Here is a 16,567-nt window from a genome sequence, read left to right as displayed (position 1 = left end):
CTCAGGGGAGGAATTGTCCTACCCGAACAGGCGCGCGAGGCTCCGTTCGAGCATCATCAGCTGCCACAGCGTCCGTCCGTGCTCGGCACGGCCGCTGCGGTGCTCCTCGGCAAGGCGGGCGATCGCCCTGGGGTCGAACCAGCCGCTTCCCACCAGCACGGGAGAACGCGACAGCGCCGCCGCCTCGTCCGCCAGCGCCTTGCGGAACCAGGCCGAAACCGGGGTCACGAACCCCATTTTCGGGCGGTAGAGAATGTCCTTGGGCAGATAGGGCTCGAGTGCCTTCTTCATCAGCCATTTGCCCTGCCCGCCCCGGATCCGCATCGATGCCGGCAAGGTCGCGGCGAACTCGACGAAGCGATAGTCGAGCAGCGGTTCGCGTGCCTCCAGGCTGACGGCCATGCTGGTGCGGTCCATCTTGGTCAGGATGTCACCGGGCAGCCAGTGCTTGAAATCGGCATATTGCGCACGGTCGAGGCCGTCGCGTGCGGGGGCATTGTGCATCGTCTCGACATAGCGGGCCTCCGCCCGGTGCCCGCCGAGCTGCGCGCGCGCGGCGTCCGTGTAGAGGCCAAGACGCACCGACGGCACCGTCACCCCCACCGCCTTGGCATAGGCCGCGCCCGAGTCCTCGGCGAGCGCCAGCAACGTCGTTTTCGCGCGCAGCGGGCGCGGCGCCCAGTCGGCCTTGGGATAGAAGCGCCCCAGCGTCCCGAACACGCCCTGCCGCACCGCCGCGGGGAACAGCCCGCGCACCCGTTCCTCGGCGGCGTGGAATTTGTAGCGGCGATAGCCCGCCAGAGCCTCATCCGCCCCGTCTCCCGACAGCGCCACCGTCACCGTCTCGCGCGCCAGCTCGCACACCCGATAGGTCGCAAGCGCCGATGCGTCGGCAAACGGCTCGTCGAAATGATGGACCAGCGTATCGAGCAGCTCGAAGTCGTCCGCCGCGACGGTCTTGACGCGATGCTCGGTCCGGAAGCGCTCGGCGACTGCGCGGGCATAGACGCGCTCGTCATGGCCCGCTTCGTCGAACCCGATCGTACAGGTCTTCACCGCGTTACGGCTGGTCTCGGCCATCAGCGCGACCACCGCGCTCGAATCCACACCGCCCGACAGGAATGCGCCCAGCGGCACGTCTGCGATCATCCGCGATCGCACCGCCGCGCGCATATGGTCGATCAACTGAGCCTCGAGATCGCGGACCGATCCCCTGGCCCGTTTCGAGAAGTCGACGTCCCACCATTGCGTCGGCGCAGGCACCGGCTTGCCGCGCTCGAGCAGCAGATAATGGCCCGCGGGCAACTTCTTCACCCCGGCCAGAACCGACGTGTCGTCGGGCACATAGCCCAGCCCCAGAAAATCCTCGACCGCGCTGAAATCGGGTTGCCGCCGGAACAGAGGATGCGCCAGTAAGCCCTTGATCTCCGATGCGAATGCAACCGCACCGTCGGACAATTCGGCATAGTGGAGCGGCTTCACCCCAAGCCGGTCGCGCGCCAGCAGGAGCGATTGCGTACGGGCGTCATACAGCGCGATCGCGAACATGCCGTTGAGCTTGCCCAGCATCGCCGGACCCCAGGCGCGCCAGCCATGCAGCAGCACTTCGGTGTCGCTGTTGCTCAGGAACAGCGCCCCCTTGGCCTCCAGCTCCGCGCGCACCTCCAGGAAATTGTAGATCTCGCCATTGTAGCTGACGACGACATCGCTCTCAGGCGTCGCCATCGGCTGCGCGCCGCCCGCGAGGTCGATGATCGACAGGCGGCGATGCCCCAGCCCGACGCCCGGCGCGGTCCACACGCCCGACCCATCGGGACCGCGATGCGCGAGAACGTCCGTCATCGCCTTGATGCGCAAGGGCTCGACCGGCTTCGGCACGCCCGGATAATATAGACCCGCAATCCCGCACATCAGCTGATCGTTCCCGCCCCGTACATGGCTCCCGCTTTCGCGGGGATGACGTCAAGGTGCAAGCGCCGCCCGCGGCGGACCGTGCTCAATTCGCTCCGGCCGCGCGGTCGGCAAGCCTGTCGATCGGCCCGATCGCGCCCAGCAACCGCTTGATCGCGGCCCGCGTCGGCAATTCGCCCTTCTCGGCCGAGACCATCACCGCCACGGCGCGCTGCTTGCCGCCGAGCAGCTTGGCCTTGAGCGTTTCCGCCTTCACCCGCGAGTCGCTTGGCGTCAGCACATTCCCCACGCGATACCAGGTCACCACCTCGCGCTCGACCGGACCGGGTGCGGTCATGCGCAGCGCCTTGCCGCCCTCCAGATCGGGCAGATCCTCGATCCGCACCCATTTGTCGTTCTCGCGGATCGCACCCTGGCCGAAACCGACCAGCTCCTTGCCCTCGCGCTGGCTGCCATAGACAGCCAGCACCAGATCGACCTGTGCGCCCATTCCGTCCGAATAGCGGCCCATCAGGAAATGATCGGCGCCGGGGAAATTCGGCTTCCACTCGGCGCGCTTGCTGAGCGGAACCTGGGTCCAGCCCGCCACTTGCGGCATCGCGACCTTGTCCGGCAGCGTATCGGCGCGCGAGGCGATCGCGCCGCCCCAGGCCATGAACAGGCTCACGATGAACAATCCGGTCAGCGCGACCACGGCGGGCATCCGCGCGGTACCCCACCAGCGCCGCTGGAGTTTCGATGCGTCGAACCACGGCGCATCGGGATCGCGATCGAACCATTTCCAGCCGATCGCGAGCACGCCCGCCATCACCGCGCCGAAGAAGAACCAGCCATAGACGATATGGTCATAGCCCGTCGCCGCCTCGACCGAGGTCAGATACGCCGCATAGACCGTCCCGAACGCGCGCACGCCATTGGCCAGCATCGGCACGATCAGCGCCACCGCCATAAACGCCGCGCGCCGCGTCCAGCTGACATAGCAGACGTTCGCGACCAGCGTGCCGTACGCGATCATCGCGATCACGAACTTGGAACCGGAGCACGCCTCGGCCACCTCGAAATAGCCGTTGGGCGTGGTGATGAGCACGCCATCGACATGCGCGGGCACGCCGAACAGGTCGAGCAGCGGCACCATGATTGCTACGGTCAGGTCCTGAAGCGGCTTTTCCAGCGCATCGCCAAAGGGGACGAGGAAGATCATGTAGCAGAGCGGGAAGAACAGCGCCCGGACGGCATTGGGGCCGAGCAGCGCGACCACCGCTCCCTGCAGCATCACCACCAGGCCAAGATGACGGAACAGCGCCACCCCCGCCGCATCGCCGAGCAGCCAGGCAAACCCGCCCCCGCCGATGACGACCAGTCCCGGCCACCATGCTTCCGCGCGCACCGCAGGCAGATCTGCCCGGCGCTGCCAGACCAGCCAGGCCACAACCGGCGCAATGAAGAGGCAATGGCCGAAGGTCGTGTTGGTCCAGTAGATCGCCGCGAGATCGGCGACATCGCGGTGGAACAGCAGCAGCAAGACAGCCCAGACGCCGGCAAGCAGCGCCGCGCTTCGCCGCCAGTCTATATCGAATCCGCCCGCCGGGGCCCCGATCTCGCCACTCACCGCCGCACTCGTCATGCTGCCGCCTTGCTGCGCGGCAGTGGATCGCTGCGCCCTTTGCCAAAGCCCATAATCGGATCGAGCGCCGACAGCTTGGCATCCCAGCCATAGAGGTCGATGACCCGCTGCCGCGCCGACACGCCCAGTTCAGCCGCGCGTGCCGGGTCGGCAATCATCGCATTGACCGCATCGGCCATTCCGCCGACGCCCTCGCCGATCTCGATCGTGCCGCCATGGTCGATGCCCGTCGCCGCGGCGGTGGATGCGACCACCGGGCGCGCCATCGCCATCGCCTCCAGCACCTTGTTCTGCACCCCGCGCGCGAGCTTCAACGGCGCCACCACCACCGACGCCGCGGCGAGCCAGGGGCGCACATCGGGCACTTCGCCGGTCACCGTCACGCCTTCGATCCTGGCCAGCGCCTGCACCGCTGCGTCGGGCTTGCGCCCTACGATCGCGAATTGCGCGTCGGGATGGCGGACGCGGATATGCGGGAAGACGCTCTCGGCGAACCAGGTCACGCCCTCGATATTGGGGCGGTAATCCATCTGGCCGGTGAAGACGATCAGCGGCGCCACCGCTTCGATCCGTGAGAAGGACGACGCGGGATCGAACTTCACCGTGTCGATCCCGTTCTCGACCGCGTGGACGCGCTCGGCACGGGTGCGATCGCGGAACAGGCTGGCTTCGGCCTCGCTGACGAACAGGCTGGCATCGGCCCTGGCCGCCACCGATTTCTCGAACTGGGCGAGCAGCCGCGCCTCGCGCCGCATCATCCATCCGGTGAAACCGCGCGTCGTCTTGCCATAGGTCGCGAACTTGGCCGAATCCATGTCGACGAAATCCATCACCACGCGCTGGCGCGGCTTGGCGGGCAGATACTGCGCCATCTGGCCGGAGAAGACGTAGATGGTGTCGATCGAGCGCTGCGCGAGCGCGGACGTTACGGCGTTGCGGAGTTCCGGATTGTCGAACGCCGTGAGCGAAAAGGGGCGCCGCGCGGCAAGCGCCTGCAGGCCAGCCGCCGCCTGCCCCTTGCCGCGCCAGATGATTTCCCGGCTCGCAGTGACCTTGGCCAGCCCGCTGCGATGCTTGAGGTCCGCAGGATCGTCCGCAAAGGCGATGAGATGGACGCGCTTGTGGCGCGACAGATAGCGCAGGATGTTGAAGGCGCGGATCTTGTCGCCGCGGTCGGGCGGAAACGGCACGCGATGGGCGAGGAAGAGGATGTCGCCCATCAGCCCAGGCCCCGCGAGATCCACGGGCCCACGCGGTTGGCGATGACGAGCGGCAGCTTGCTCCACACCGCCACCTGAAGCCGGTATTTGGGGTTGAGCGGGTTGGCGTCGCGGATCGACGCGCCGTCCGCCACCCGGTCGTAATAGACCAGCGGCTCCGGCTCGAACCCCCAGTTCTTCTTGAACGCCGCGGCGCCGGTGCCGACCTTCGACCTGCCGAAATCGAAGCGGGTGCAGCCGCGCGTCCGGGCATGGCGCATCAGCTCGAAATACATGCGGTCATTGGCGCGCAGCCGCCGCGCGTCCGCGGTTCCGCCGCCCCAATAGGGATATACCGTCCCCCGCCAGTACAGGCTCAAAACTCCAGCCACTGCCTTCCCCCCGTCCCGCACGATCAGGACGTCGGCAGCTGTGCCGAATTCGTGCAACATTTCCGTGAACAGGCGGCGCGGAAAGACGGGGGTGCCCAGATTCCGTACCGATTCGGCATAGACCGCATAGTGCGCGGCGACATCCGCAGGATCCTGCCCCACCGAAATGTCGAGGTCATAGCCCAGCGACTTGCGTACCTCGGCACGCTGTTTCCGCGGAATCTGGAGCAGTTCCGCCTCGTCGTCCGCCGCCAGATCGCGCGCGAACCCGAGATAATGGATATCGTCCACGCTCCATTCCGGACCGGGCTGCGATCCGCCGCGCACCTCGGCGCTGGGGCAGCTCAATTGCACCGCAAGCGACCAGCAGGCATCGGCCAGCTGCCGTGCCACTTCGGGCCGGTCGGTCAGGATGCCGCCGCCCACGCCGAAGCCGGCCGACGCCAGGACGCGCCCGAACAGCGGCGAGTGCAGTTCGGTGAGCGGCATCACCCCGGCAATGCCCTGTCCGTCCCGATCGACGACCAGATAATGCGCCCTCTGCCCACAGCCCTTCTCGACCGCCGCGCTCCACGCGGGAAGGTGGAAAGGCGTACCGTCCGGATGCGCCTCGACAAAGGCCTCGATCCGCGCCCGCTCGCCCGGGTCGCCAAGGTCGGCCACGCGCAGCATGGTCAAAGGCAGGCGCACCGGCGCGTTCACCCGAGCTTCGCCGCTTCGGCCGCGGCGACGCGATCGGTGCGATCCCAGCGGTGCCTGCGCATCAGTGTGCCGAGCTTGCCTGCCATCGCGCCGAGCCGGCTGTAGTGGCGCAGCTTCGACTTGAGCGGGGCATCCGCGACGCGCGGCTGGGCCGGATCGACCTCCCATGGGTGGAAATAGAAGATCGCCGGCTTGCCCGCGCCGTTGAGCGCATCGATCGCGCGATAGATGACGTTGCCGGGCAGCAGACGGAAGAAGCCGCCGCCGGTCGTGATCTCGCGCCCCATGAACTTCGCAGTCGTCACCGGCAGCTCGATCAGATCGCTGCCCGCGACCGGCCGGAAGGCGCTGCGCGGCGCATCTTCCCAGCCATAGTGATCATGCCCGATCGGCGCGACGCTCGACGAATAGACATAGCCCTGCTCGGCCAGAATTTCGTGGGCCCAGGGCGTCCGCGTGTCGATCGAGAAACTCGGTGCGCGATAGCCGGTCACCTTCTGTCCGCTCGCATCCTCCAGCGCCTTGCGGGCACGGCCGATGTCGTCGCGGAACTGGTCGGGGGTCAGGTTGAACACGCGCTGGTGGTCCCAGCCATGGCTCGCCACCTCATGCCCCGCCTCGGCAATGCGGCGCATCAGCGCAGGGTATTTGTCTGCGACCCAGCCGAGCGTGAAGAAGGTCGCCTTGACCCCGCCGGCGTCGAACAATTCCAGCACCTTGTCGGTGTTGGCTTCGACGCGATGGTCAAGTCCGTCCCAATCGCCGCGCGCGATCACCTTCTCGAACGCGCCGACCTGGAACCAGTCCTCTACATCGACGGAAAGGGCATTCGCGGTCATTGCCAGGCGGCAGTTTCGCGCCGCGGCGCTCCGATTCCCGCCGTCTCTTCTTCACGTTCGATGAAGTCGACCATCAGCGTCAGCACGCGGCGAAGCGCCGCATCCTGCTCCTCAAGCCGTGCTTCAAGCCGCGCCATCCGCGCGCTGAGCGCATCGATCGCAGCGGAATCGACCGCCGGAGCAGCTTCATGACGCATCGGCTCAGCCGCTTCCGCCAGCCCCGCCGCGCTGAGCGCCACGGCGCTACCGGTCGCGGCGTTTGCCGCGGCGGCGAGCGGACGCCCGGCAACCACCGTGTCATTGTCGAGATCGGCGATCACCGCCTCGACCTCGTCGGCGCCGAAGCTGTCGAGCTGCTCGATCGCGCCGAACAGCATCACCCGGCCGGCAAGCTGGTTGACCCGCCGCGGAATGCCGTCGGACCAGCGATGCATTGCCGCAACCGCATCCGGCTCGAAGCGCGGCCGGCCGTTCCAGCCGACCTTGGACAGACGGTGGACCAGATAGGGCTCAAGCTCCTCCAGCCCCATCGGATCGAGCTGGTGCATCGCGATCACGCGCTGGCGCAGCTGTTCCAGCCGCGGATCGGCGAACAGTGCGCGGAATTCGGGCTGACCGAGCAGGAAGATCTGGAGCAGCGGATAGCCGCCCGCCTGGAAGTTGGAGAGCATGCGCAGCTCCTCCAGGCTCTCCATCGGCAGCGCCTGTGCCTCGTCGACGATCAGCAAGGTGCGCTTGCCGCTGCGCGCGACGCTGTGCAGGCCCTTCTCGATCGCCGCCAGCGTCTGCGCCTTGGCAAGGCCGGTCGTGTCCGCGCCCAGCCCCTGCGCGACGAGGTGAAGCAGATCCTCCGCCTGCACCTGCGTGGTCACGATGCGGATGACGTTCAGCCGCTCGCGATCGATCGTGTCCATCAGATGGCCGACCAGCGTGGTCTTGCCCGCGCCCGGCGATCCGGTGATGACGATGAAGCCCTCGCCCTGGCTCAGGCCATAGCCGAGATACGCCATCGCCTTGCGATGCGTCGCGGTGTCGAACCAGAAAGCCGGATCCGGCGTGAGCTGGAACGGCCGACCGTTCAGGCCATAATGCTCGTCGTACATCATTCCACCCGTCAGAAGCCGTAACGAAGACCGAGCAGTGCCTGGGCAGAAGTATTGCCCGCACCCTCGACATCGAACGTCGAAATCCCAAGCGTCGCCATCGCACTGAGCGCGCCGAAGCTACGATAATAGGAGCCGTTTGCGCCAGCCCCGAACACGCCGGGCGCGCCCGGCAGATTGCTCTCGTAATAGTTGGCATAGACGTTGCCGCTCAGGCTCGACACCGAGTCCAGCATGTGCGACGCGAACAGCTGGCCATACCAGTTGTCGTCGCTCGTCCCCGCCACGATCACGCCCGGCGGCACCAGATAGCGGCGGTTGGCATAGCCAAGGCCCAGGCCCAGCGTCGTCGGCCCCGCATTCATCGAGAGCACTGCATTGACGCCGCGCGCACGATAGCTGGCGGTCGAAATCGAACCCAGCGAATTGGTCAGGCACCCGCCCGCCGCGGTTGCGGTATCGCCGAACACGCAGCCATTGAAGCCGTCGCCGAACGGATCGCCGGGGATGTTGAAGCTGGTCGGCAGCGCCGCGAGGTCGCGGACCAGCTGACGGCCGAAGCTGTCGACCGAGTCATAGACACCGATCTGGAGGCCGGAGCGGCGCGAGATCTGCCACTGGAGCGATCCGGTGTAGCTCATCGAGTCATAGCGGCGGCCCACCCGCGCCTCGAGCATCAGCCGCGCGCTGGGCTTGTACATCACGCCCGCATCCCAGAAGAGGCCGTCGGTCTCATAGGCGATGCGCGGCGGCGATGCCGGATCGGTGACGAAGCGGCCGTTGCGGTCGCGGACGATGTTGCCCGAACCGTCGCGCAGCGGATCCTTCTGGGTGATCTCGATCTTCTCGTACCCCACGCCGCCGATGACCGCGAGGCCGCCGCCGACCGGCAGCACCGCATCGACACGCGCGAACTTGCCGTCATAGCGCTGGTCGAGCTGGCTCGCCTCCTCGCGCTGCCAGGCGCCGGCGACGCTGAGGCCGACGGGCAGGATCACCCCGGCCTTCACGCCCGCGCGCACCTGCGCCAGATGGCTGGTCGAGCTGTCATAGACGTCGAGCGGCGGCAGCAGCGGATCGACCCCGATGATATCCGGCGCCTCAGCCTTCACATAGCCGAAGCGATACGCGGCGCTGACGTCCACCGGGCCGCTGCCGGCATGGAAGGTCGGGCCGGCATAGAGCGAGTAGATCTGGCTGACGTTGCGGACATTGCCGGCCAGGTTGCCCGGCGCGTCACCGCGGAAATCGCTGCGGGTCCGGGTGGCGAGCGCCCCGCCCTCCAGCGTCAGCCCGCGTCCGACGCGAACGGCCGCGCGCGCGATGCCGCTATGCGTATCGCTGTCCGCGACATCCCGGTCATAGGAGAAGCGATGCTCGTATTTGTACGAGAGCTGCACCTCGACCCGGCGGGTCTGGATCGACGCGTCGATGCCCGCACCGACCGACGTATAGGTCAGCACTTCGTCGGAATCGAAATCGGCGACGAGTACCTGCGCGGCATCGACATGCGCCTCGATCGACTTGCTCCGCTCCTGTGCGGCGGCCGGAAGCGTCAGAACGGTCGAAGCGGCGATCGCCGCAGCGAGCAACCTCATGACTCGGATTCCCCGTAATAGGCACCATAGCTGCCGAAGCGGCGTCCGCCCGGCTGGAATGAAACGCTGTTGAGCACGAGCTGGATCTGCTCGCACCCGTCGAGCAGGCCGACCGCTTCGCGCAGGTCGCTCTCGCTCGTGCGGTCGGCACGGACCACCAGCATCACCTGCCCTACCTTCCCCGCCAGCACCGAAGCGGGCGACGCGGCGAGAACCGGCGGCGAATCGAAGATCACGATGCGGCGCGGATCGGCGGCGGCCAGCGAGTCGAGGATCGCGTTCGCGCGCTCGCTCGCGAGCAATTCGGTGTCGGCATGCGATCGCGTGCCTGCGGGCAGCACGGACAGCTGCGGAACATCCGTCGCGATCACGCAGGATTCGACATCGTCGACCGTCCCTGCCAGCACGTCGAGCAGGCCTGTCGTCTCGGTCGCGCCCAGCCGGTTCATCACATCGGGCTTGGCGAAATCGGCATCGACCAGCAGAACCTCGACGTCCTTCTCGGCCGCCATCGAAAGCGCAAGGTTGATCGCGCAGAAGGTCTTGCCGTCATTGGGCTTGGCCGAACAGACAAGGATCGTCCGCGCCCGGTTCTCGTTTGCAGCGCTGTCCGCCGCCCAGATCGACCGCGCTGCGTTGAGCAACTGGCGCTTGATGAGCCGGAACTCCTCCGCGAGCGCAGTCACCGGCGCACCGGGGACCAGCATGCCCTCTTCGGCCAGCTTCTCGCGGTCGATCGCGATCGAGATGCGGGCACCGCGTGCCCGGGCCGGACGGACGGCGGGCTGCACCACGGGTGCGTCCGGCGCCGGAGCGACGACCGCAACTGCTTCGACCGGGGCTTCCGGTGTTTCAACCGGTGCTTCGACTTCCGGAGCCGCGGCGGGTGCCTCCACCGCTGCCTCGACAACGGGGGTTACGGGCGCTTCAGGCTCGGGCTCCGCATGCGCCGGCTCATCCGCCGGTACCGGCGGAATGACCCGCGGCTCGTGCATCAGGTCATAGCGTTCGGCCGCCCGCTCGAGCAGCGATCCGCGATAGCGGCGGGGAGTCTCGTCGTTCATCGCTTTCCCCGTCATGCCGCCATGCCGCGCTGGAATATCTCCAGCCCAAGCAGCGCTACCCAGGCGACCAGCAACCCGCCGGTCGCCGCGGCGAACATCTGCAGCCGCTTCTTGCGCAGCGCAGTCTGAACCTCGGTCACCACTTCGCCCACCGATCCGATCACCGGCATTCCCGATGCCTTCTCCAGCCGCTTGGCGGTCGGAAAGGTCCCGGCGAGCTGGCTGAGGCCGAATGCCGCCGCCACGCCGCCGCCAAGGCCGACGATCAGCACTCCGGTCAACAGCAGCATCCGGTTCGGCGCGCTCGGCGCGGTCGGCGTAACCGGCGGATCGACCACATTGAACTTCACCGCATTGGCCTGGCTCGCGGCCTGGCTGCGCAGTTTCACCTGCTCGCGATCGGTCAGCAGCTTGTCATATTCGGTCTTGAGCACCTGATAGTTACGATCGATCTCCGCCTGTTCCTGCGCGGCCGCAGGGTCGCTGGCGATCTTCTGGTCGAACGCGTTGATATCGGTCTCGATCTGCGCCTTGCGATTGGCCAGCGCCGCCACCTGTGCAGCGCGCTCGGCCTGCATCGTCTTGAGGCCCAGATAGAGCGGGTTCGCTCCGGCGCCACCGCCACCGCCCGCGACCGGCTTCTCGCCGCGTGCGGCGATCTGCGCCTGAGCCAGCTGGCTGCGCAGTGCCGCGACATCGGGATGATTGTCGGTCCAACCACGCGCGCGGGCTTCGGCCAGCTGTCCTTGAATAGCCGAAACACGCGCGCGTGCGGGACCGGCGACGGCAACGCCGCCGACCCCGGGAGTTGTGGCAGCGGTTCCGGCCATCTGGCCATTGACCGCGGCGAGACCGCTTTGCGCAGCCGCAAGCTGCGCGTTGACATCGGCAAGCTGGCTGCGCGCCGCCGCGAGCCGCTCGGTCAGCGGCCCCGTACCGGGCAGCGAGCCAAGATAGCGCGCCTGGAACTCGGCCTGCTTCGCCTCGGCTGCCTGAAGCGCCTTCTGACGCTCGGCCAGCTGCTGGTCGAGGAAGGTGAGCGACTGGCTGGCCTGATCGCGGCCCTGCGTCAGATTGTCCTCGACGAAGATGTCGATCAGCTTCTGCACGATCCCGCGCGCAAGCTTGCCGTTCGATGCGGTCGCGCTGATCTCGAACAGATTGTCCTGCTGCGCGACGACCTTGATCTTCTGCTGCAGCCCGGCGACCCGCCCTGCCACGTCCTGATCGGTGACGACGGTGTTGGCCAGCTCGGTGCCGCGGACGACCTTTTCCAGATTGACCGCGCTGGTCAGCGTCTGGCGGATCCGGTCGATGTCCTTCTGCTGCTCCTGCTGCGTGTCCGCCCCCTGACCCGGCAGGATCTGGCGCAGCTGCACCATGATGCGCGCGCGGCTCTCATACTGGTTGGGGATCTGCGACACGACCAGCCAGCCCGCCAGGCACAATGCCCATGCGATCGCCAGCGCGATCCAGCGGCGTTGCCAGATCCCGTGGAGCAGTGTCCGGATTTCTTCCCAAAGACCTCCCATCGGCGCGCCCTTAGAACATGCTTTCGGGGATGATAATCACGTCGCCCGGTTCCAGCCGGACGTTCGCGCTCGTATCCCCGTTCTTGAGCAGTGCCGACAGACGCAGGCGATATTCGCGCTGCTGGCCGGTATTCTTGTCGAATCGGATCAGCCGCGCGCGGTTGCCCGCCGCGAATTCCGAAAGCCCGCCCACCGCGATCATCGCATCGAGCAGGGTCATGTTCGCGCGATAGGGCAAGGATGCCGGCTTCTCGGTCGCACCGACCACGCGAATCTGCTGGCTGAACGTGCCGCTGAAATTCTCGACGATCACCGAGACGATCGGATCCTTGATATACTCGCCCAGCGCGATCTTGAGATCGTCGGCGAGCATTGCCGGGGTCTTGCCGACCGCGGGCATGTCGCTGATCAGCGGCGTGGTGATGCGGCCGTCGGGGCGCACCTGAACCTTGGACGACAGCTCGGGATTGCGCCACACGAAGATCTGCAGGCTGTCGAGCGGGCCGATCACATATTCCTCGCCCGGCCCCTCGCGGCTGGCGACGAAGGTCGTCGAAGGCAGTTCGGGCCGGCTATTCCCTCCCGAGCAGCTCGACAGCGCGATCGCGACGATCGACACCGCCGTCAGAACCTTCGCATTATGCCCAAAACGCATCACCCAAAACCTCCGTCCCGCACGCAACTGGAGCCGGCGTCCCGCCCCCGCATATCACGCGCCTTACGGAACGCTTAGGGTTACATGGGTAAAGATACCGTTAGGAAAGAAGCGCGCGGGACTTGCGCATAACCTGCGCTATGCTCAGTCGAAATGGCATGGCCCGATTCGGTTTCGGGCCCGTATTGAAGGAGAGAAGCGGCAATGATCCGGAGCCACTTGCTTTCGATGAGCGGCCAACATGGCGGCTATCCGCCGTCACCCTCGCCGCCGTCTTCGCCTGGTACGCCGTCCTCGCCCAAGCCCCCCCGGGAAAAGCCCACCCAGCCGGGCTGACAGACTTAGATGGGTCCGGGGCACCTCTACTATCTCGGCATCGTCCTGACCGGCCTCTTCGTGGCGCCGTTCAGCCCGCTGGCGCGCGTCATCGTACTGAGCTGGCTGGTCGGGGAGTTCGCCTGGTGGCTTGGTGCCCCGCATTACTGGGTCAACCTGATCCAGCATCTTTCGGCCTTCATCATCGGCAGCCGCTATCTGCGCAATGAATGGTGCATGGCGGCATGGGTGATGTTCGTACCGATGCTGGCGTGCGATGCGCTGGCGCTGATCCGCGAGCAGGAAGTCTTCGCCTGGTGGGGATTGCTCTGCACAGCATTGGCCCAGCTCGCCCTCCTGCCGCCCGGCATGAATTTCGGCGCGGCGCGATCGGGCTTTCTGGGCCAGGGCGAACCGGAGTCCTCCGACCATCTGCGGCTCCGCATGTTCTCGGGCTGATCAGCCGCCCGCGACGATCTCCACAGCAGGACCGTGTCCCAGAAACGCCGCCGGACTGGCGCTCGCGCCATAGGCCCCCGCCAGGAACACCGCGATGACATCGCCCGGCTCCGCGCGCGGCAATGCGACACGATCGGCCAGCCGGTCGAGCGGGGTACATAATGGCCCCACAATGGACACGGTTTCGACTGGCTCCGCATCCATTACCCCGGCAATCGCGACCGGATAGTTCCGCCGCACGACCGTCCCGAAATTGCCGGACGCGGCGAGTTGGTGGTGCAGACCGCCGTCGCAGACCAGGAAGGTCTCGTCCCCGCTCGTCTTCCGGTCGATCACGCGCATCAGATAGACGCCGCACTCGCCGGCTATCCACCGTCCCAGTTCGATCGCAAACGCCGAGTTCGCAAGCACCGCGGGCCGCGTCGCCAGCACCTCGCCCAGCGCCATACCCACCGCATCGATATCGACGGGCACATCGCCTGCGAAATACGGTATCCCGAACCCGCCGCCGAGATTCACCAGCGGCGGCTCTGCCCCCGCCTCTTCCGCCAGCCGTGCGGCGAGTGCCACCGTCGCAGCCTGGGTCTCGATGATCGCCGCGGTATCCAGCGATTGCGATCCTGCGAAGATGTGGAATCCCCGCCAGTCCGCTCCGGCCGCGATCAGACGGTTCACCAGTGCCGGCACGCGCGCGGCATCGACCCCGAAGGGCGAAGCCCGTCCACCCATCTTCATACCGGATCCGCGCAGTTCGAAGTCGGGGTTGACCCGCACCGCCAACCTCGGCGCCACGCCCAGCCGCCGTCCGATCGCCAGCGCGCGCTCCGCTTCGCCTTCGGATTCAAGGTTCAGCGTTGCACCCGCCGCGATCGCCGCTTCGAGCTCCACATCACGTTTGCCCGGCCCCGCAAAGCTGATGTGCGCAGCATCCTTCACGGCCAGCGCCTTGGCAAGCTCCCCGCCCGACGCGACGTCGAGCCCGCCCGCCAGCGGTGCCACCGCCGCGAGGAATTCGGGCAGCGGATTGGCCTTGATCGCGAAGTGAATCTCGCACGCCTCGGGCAACGCCGCGCGCAACCTGGCCAGCCGCTCGCGGACAATGCCGGTGTCATAGACGAACAGCGGCGACCCCGCCTCTGCGACCCAGTCCGACGCGGCCCTGCCCGCGATCATGAGTTCGCTCTGCTCAGCGAAATAAGGGGGGATCGGCCCCATTGGCTTCATGACGTCACTCCGCATTTCACACGATCGAAATAGGCCGAGTAAGCCTGCGCATCCGCGTCCTCGAACACGACATCAAGCCGCTTACCGGAAATTACCGGAATATGCTGTCCGTGCCGCCACCGTTCGAACTTCAACATTGGTCCCTTTGACAGCACCCGGACGTTATCGATTTCGATCAGATCACCATGTTTTCCGGCATTGGCTGGAATGATCCGGTATGGCCATTGGCCATCGGCGGTCATCACCTTTCCACCCGTCGTGAGTTCGATGCCAACATCATTCCATTGATAGCATCCGGCGTACTGCGACAGTGGCACGGCCCGTACCGGCTGAACGGGACGGATAAACATCCAGACGAACAATCCGAACATCAGCACCACGAACATGACATATGCGCCGCGGACTGCCTGTTCGTCTGTCAACGATTTCACGTCAGCTCTGCTTTCAACCCGCTGCGGTCGAACTTTCCGTTCGCATTGCGCGGCAGGCTGTCGCGCCATTCGTAGCGCGCGGGCTGCATGAAGCTCGGCAGCTCGCGCCGCAACCGTTCGCGCAGCGCCGCCTCGGCCACCGCCGCGTCCCCCCGCGCCACCGCTACGACCACGATCACCTGTCCCAATCGCTCGTCCTTGATCCCGAACGCCGCGGCCTCGCGCGCCTCGCCGCCGGCCAGCACCGCTTCCTCGACCTCGGTCGGGCTGATCCGGTTACCCTGCGACTTGATCATCTCGTCATCGCGTCCGACGAAGCGGAGCAGCCCGTCTTCGCCCTCGACGACCGTATCGCCCGAAAACACCGCCATCCCGCCATAGCGGGAGAAGGCAGGCGCGGGCTTGAAGCGCTGCGCGGTGCGCTCTTCATCTTCCCAATAGCCCTGCGCCACCAGCGGCCCGGCATGCACCAGTTCGCCCGGCTCCCCGGCATCGGCGCGCGCGCCGTCCGGACGCACCACCATGATCTCGGCAAAGGGGATCGCGCGTCCCATCGAATCCGGATTGGCATCCACCAGTCCGGGATCGAGATAGGTCGAGCGGAACGCCTCGGTCAGGCCATACATCGGATAGAGGTCCGCACTCGGGAATTTCGTCCGCAGCCCCCGCACCATGCCAAGGGTCAGTGCCCCGCCCGAATTGGTCAGCCGCTTGAGCCGCCACGCCGTCGTCTCCGGCCACTCGGCATCGAGCAGTTGCACCCACAAGGGCGGCACGCCTGCGATCGTGGTGACGCCATGCCGGTCCACCGCCTTGATCACGTCCTTGGCCGTCAGATAGTCGAGCGGGATCACCCGCCCTCCACCCGCCCAGGTCGAGAAGAGCTGGTTCTGCCCATAGTCGAAGCTCAACGGCAGCACGCCCAGCACACGGTCCCCGGGCACGATCCTGAGGTAGTGCGCGACCGAAATCGCCCCCAGCCACATATTGGCATGGCTGAGCATCACCCCCTTGGGCCGCCCGGTCGATCCGGAGGTGTAGAGGATTGCCGCCAGTGCCTGCGGATCGGCTTCCGAGACCGGCAGTCCCGGCCCGTCCAGCACGGCTTCATCATCCCCCGTGATCCGGCATTGGTCGGGCAGATCACCACTCTCCAGCGTCATCGACCGCGCCGGCTGGGTCAGCAGCATCGACGCGCCGCTATCGGCCAGAATATGCGCCACCTGCGCACGCTTGAGCACCGGATTGACCGGCACATGCACCAGCCCCGCACGCGCCGCCGCGAGCGGCATCAGGCAGGCCAGCCGGGTCTTGGGCAGCCAGGTCGCGACCCGCGCGCCCGGCTCGAAGCCCTGCCCCTTCAGCCAGCCCGCGAGCGCGGCCACCGCGGCCTCGAGCCCGGCATAGGTCAGCGTTCCGCTGCGATCTTCCAGCGCGACATCGTCGGACGCACCCATCGCGGGCAGCGCATCGATCGTGCGGGGGTTAGCGTCCAGTTCAACCATCGCATTTCCTTAGC

14 protein-coding genes are annotated in these 16,567 nt (G+C 66.8%); 1 reads left to right on the top strand and 13 read right to left on the bottom strand.

Going from position 1 to position 16,567, the window contains the following annotated elements:
- Positions 1-18: 18 nt before the first annotated feature.
- The 10 genes from AC07TU_RS10455 to AC07TU_RS10410 form a co-directional block, all read right to left on the bottom strand.
- Positions 19-1,911, bottom strand: a complete 1,893-nt coding sequence (locus AC07TU_RS10455) for an XrtA/PEP-CTERM system amidotransferase (protein WP_495187847.1) — start codon at positions 1,909-1,911, stop codon at positions 19-21.
- A gap of 85 nt (positions 1,912-1,996) precedes the next feature.
- The gene (gene xrtA / locus AC07TU_RS10450; protein ID WP_495187846.1) at positions 1,997-3,535 is read right to left on the bottom strand and encodes an exosortase A; all 1,539 of its coding nucleotides are present in this window, start codon (positions 3,533-3,535) and stop codon (positions 1,997-1,999) included.
- The gene (locus AC07TU_RS10445; protein WP_495187845.1) at positions 3,532-4,755 is read right to left on the bottom strand and encodes a TIGR03087 family PEP-CTERM/XrtA system glycosyltransferase; all 1,224 of its coding nucleotides are present in this window, start codon (positions 4,753-4,755) and stop codon (positions 3,532-3,534) included. Before AC07TU_RS10445 ends, xrtA begins: the two co-directional genes overlap by 4 nt.
- Positions 4,755-5,828 carry a FemAB family XrtA/PEP-CTERM system-associated protein gene (locus AC07TU_RS10440; RefSeq protein WP_495187844.1) on the bottom strand — a complete coding sequence of 358 codons (1,074 nt, stop codon included), beginning with the start codon at positions 5,826-5,828 and terminating at the stop codon, positions 4,755-4,757. Before AC07TU_RS10440 ends, AC07TU_RS10445 begins: the two co-directional genes overlap by 1 nt.
- The gene (locus AC07TU_RS10435) at positions 5,825-6,667 is read right to left on the bottom strand and encodes an XrtA system polysaccharide deacetylase (protein ID WP_495187843.1); all 843 of its coding nucleotides are present in this window, start codon (positions 6,665-6,667) and stop codon (positions 5,825-5,827) included. Before AC07TU_RS10435 ends, AC07TU_RS10440 begins: the two co-directional genes overlap by 4 nt.
- Positions 6,664-7,770: an AAA family ATPase gene (locus AC07TU_RS10430; RefSeq protein ID WP_495187842.1), complete on the bottom strand. Its 1,107-nt coding sequence runs from the start codon at positions 7,768-7,770 to the stop codon at positions 6,664-6,666. Before AC07TU_RS10430 ends, AC07TU_RS10435 begins: the two co-directional genes overlap by 4 nt.
- A gap of 11 nt (positions 7,771-7,781) precedes the next feature.
- On the bottom strand, positions 7,782-9,368 hold the full coding sequence (locus AC07TU_RS10425) for a hypothetical protein (RefSeq protein ID WP_495187841.1): 1,587 nt from the start codon (positions 9,366-9,368) through the stop codon (positions 7,782-7,784).
- Positions 9,365-10,432, bottom strand: coding sequence for an AAA family ATPase (locus tag AC07TU_RS10420; protein WP_495187840.1), 1,068 nt, complete (start codon positions 10,430-10,432; stop codon positions 9,365-9,367). Before AC07TU_RS10420 ends, AC07TU_RS10425 begins: the two co-directional genes overlap by 4 nt.
- An 11-nt stretch (positions 10,433-10,443) precedes the next feature.
- The gene (locus AC07TU_RS10415) at positions 10,444-11,964 is read right to left on the bottom strand and encodes an XrtA system polysaccharide chain length determinant (RefSeq protein WP_495187839.1); all 1,521 of its coding nucleotides are present in this window, start codon (positions 11,962-11,964) and stop codon (positions 10,444-10,446) included.
- Between the two features lie 10 nt (positions 11,965-11,974).
- A complete protein-coding gene (locus AC07TU_RS10410; RefSeq protein ID WP_495187838.1) occupies positions 11,975-12,619 on the bottom strand; it encodes an XrtA/PEP-CTERM system exopolysaccharide export protein in 645 nt (214 codons plus the stop codon).
- Positions 12,620-12,964: 345 nt separating this feature from the next.
- Here AC07TU_RS10410 and AC07TU_RS10405 point away from each other — a divergent pair, with 345 nt between their 5' ends.
- Positions 12,965-13,393 (top strand): hypothetical protein, encoded by a 429-nt coding sequence (locus AC07TU_RS10405; protein WP_495187837.1) that lies wholly within the window; start codon positions 12,965-12,967, stop codon positions 13,391-13,393.
- Here AC07TU_RS10405 and AC07TU_RS10400 read toward each other — a convergent pair whose 3' ends face one another.
- The 3 genes from AC07TU_RS10400 to AC07TU_RS10390 are packed head-to-tail and all read right to left on the bottom strand — an operon-like array spanning position 13,394 to position 16,553.
- Positions 13,394-14,617, bottom strand: coding sequence for a pyridoxal-dependent decarboxylase, exosortase A system-associated (locus AC07TU_RS10400; RefSeq protein ID WP_495187836.1), 1,224 nt, complete (start codon positions 14,615-14,617; stop codon positions 13,394-13,396).
- Complete coding sequence (locus AC07TU_RS10395; protein ID WP_495187835.1) at positions 14,614-15,048, bottom strand: hypothetical protein; 435 nt, start codon at positions 15,046-15,048, stop codon at positions 14,614-14,616. The genes AC07TU_RS10400 and AC07TU_RS10395 overlap by 4 nt, the downstream gene beginning before the upstream one ends.
- Complete coding sequence (locus AC07TU_RS10390) at positions 15,045-16,553, bottom strand: acyl-CoA ligase (AMP-forming), exosortase A system-associated (protein ID WP_495187834.1); 1,509 nt, start codon at positions 16,551-16,553, stop codon at positions 15,045-15,047. Before AC07TU_RS10390 ends, AC07TU_RS10395 begins: the two co-directional genes overlap by 4 nt.
- Positions 16,554-16,567: the final 14 nt, after the last annotated feature.

The organism is Sphingomonas sp. GW821-FHT03E12 (assembly GCF_059420685.1).
This window is presented reverse-complemented; position numbering and strand designations above follow the sequence as displayed.

Coding starts and splice junctions, on each gene's coding strand:
- xrtA (WP_495187846.1), bottom strand. CDS start 3,535: ATGACGAGTGCGGCGGTGAGTGGCGAGATCGGGGCCCCGGCGGGCGGA.
- AC07TU_RS10405 (WP_495187837.1), top strand. CDS start 12,965: ATGGGTCCGGGGCACCTCTACTATCTCGGCATCGTCCTGACCGGCCTC.
- AC07TU_RS10390 (WP_495187834.1), bottom strand. CDS start 16,553: ATGGTTGAACTGGACGCTAACCCCCGCACGATCGATGCGCTGCCCGCG.
- AC07TU_RS10420 (WP_495187840.1), bottom strand. CDS start 10,432: ATGAACGACGAGACTCCCCGCCGCTATCGCGGATCGCTGCTCGAGCGG.
- AC07TU_RS10455 (WP_495187847.1), bottom strand. CDS start 1,911: ATGTGCGGGATTGCGGGTCTATATTATCCGGGCGTGCCGAAGCCGGTC.
- AC07TU_RS10400 (WP_495187836.1), bottom strand. CDS start 14,617: ATGAAGCCAATGGGGCCGATCCCCCCTTATTTCGCTGAGCAGAGCGAA.
- AC07TU_RS10415 (WP_495187839.1), bottom strand. CDS start 11,964: ATGGGAGGTCTTTGGGAAGAAATCCGGACACTGCTCCACGGGATCTGG.
- AC07TU_RS10425 (WP_495187841.1), bottom strand. CDS start 9,368: ATGAGGTTGCTCGCTGCGGCGATCGCCGCTTCGACCGTTCTGACGCTT.
- AC07TU_RS10435 (WP_495187843.1), bottom strand. CDS start 6,667: ATGACCGCGAATGCCCTTTCCGTCGATGTAGAGGACTGGTTCCAGGTC.
- AC07TU_RS10445 (WP_495187845.1), bottom strand. CDS start 4,755: ATGGGCGACATCCTCTTCCTCGCCCATCGCGTGCCGTTTCCGCCCGAC.
- AC07TU_RS10430 (WP_495187842.1), bottom strand. CDS start 7,770: ATGTACGACGAGCATTATGGCCTGAACGGTCGGCCGTTCCAGCTCACG.
- AC07TU_RS10410 (WP_495187838.1), bottom strand. CDS start 12,619: ATGCGTTTTGGGCATAATGCGAAGGTTCTGACGGCGGTGTCGATCGTC.